At 45.5% G+C, this 1,180-nt stretch carries 1 protein-coding gene; it reads right to left on the reverse strand.

Going from position 1 to position 1,180, the window contains the following annotated elements:
* Position 1 precedes the first annotated feature (1 nt).
* Positions 2–1,180 (reverse strand): elongation factor Tu (tuf, locus tag GBN19_RS15405; protein ID WP_215903497.1); only part of this gene is annotated, 1,179 nt, incomplete at its 5' end.

Raw genomic sequence — 1,180 nt, forward strand, 5'->3', positions numbered from 1 at the left:
ATTATGCAGTTACTTTCGCAACAACACCAGCACCTACAGTACGACCACCTTCACGGATCGCAAAACGTAGACCTGGGTCCATTGCGATTGGGTGGATCAATTCTACTGACATTTCTACGTTGTCACCTGGCATTACCATTTCAACGCCTTCTTGTAATTGGATTGCACCAGTTACGTCAGTTGTACGGAAGTAGAACTGTGGACGGTAGCCATTTAGGAATGGAGTGTGACGACCACCTTCGTCTTTAGAAAGTACGTATACTTCTGCGTCGAATTTAGTGTGCGGCTTGATTGTACCTGGTTTAGCAAGTACTTGACCACGTTGTACGTCTTCACGTTTAGTACCACGTAGAAGAATACCACAGTTCTCGCCCGCACGACCTTCGTCAAGAAGTTTACGGAACATTTCAACGCCAGTTACTGTAGTTGTTTGAGTATCACGGATACCCACGATTTCTACAGATTCACCAACTTTGATGATACCCGCTTCTACACGACCAGTTACAACCGTACCACGACCAGAGATAGAGAATACGTCTTCGATTGGCATCAAGAATGCTTTGTCGATTGCACGTTCTGGTTCTGGAATGTAAGAGTCAAGCGCTTCAACAAGTGCAAGAACTGAAGACTCACCGTACTGACCTGCATCACCGTTAAGTGCAGCAAGAGCAGAACCACGGATCACTGGAGTGTCATCACCTGGGAAGTCATAAGTAGAAAGAAGTTCACGAACTTCCATTTCTACTAATTCAAGCAATTCTTCGTCGTCAACAAGGTCGCATTTGTTTAAGAATACGATGATGTAAGGTACACCTACTTGGCGAGAAAGAAGGATGTGTTCACGAGTTTGTGGCATTGGACCGTCAGTCGCAGCACATACAAGGATCGCACCATCCATCTGAGCAGCACCAGTGATCATGTTTTTAACATAATCGGCGTGTCCTGGGCAGTCTACGTGCGCGTAGTGACGAATTGGAGAATCGTATTCTACGTGTGAAGTATTAATGGTAATACCACGTGCTTTTTCTTCAGGAGCTGAGTCGATTTGTGAGTAATCTTTCGCTTCACCGCCGTAAGTTTTCGCACAGATTGTTGCGATCGCAGCAGTAAGAGTTGTTTTACCATGGTCAACGTGACCGATTGTGCCCACGTTTACGTGTGGCTTATTACGTTCAAACTT

The organism is Acinetobacter brisouii (assembly GCF_008993995.1).
GTDB classification, from domain to species: Bacteria; Pseudomonadota; Gammaproteobacteria; order Pseudomonadales; family Moraxellaceae; genus Acinetobacter; species Acinetobacter brisouii_A.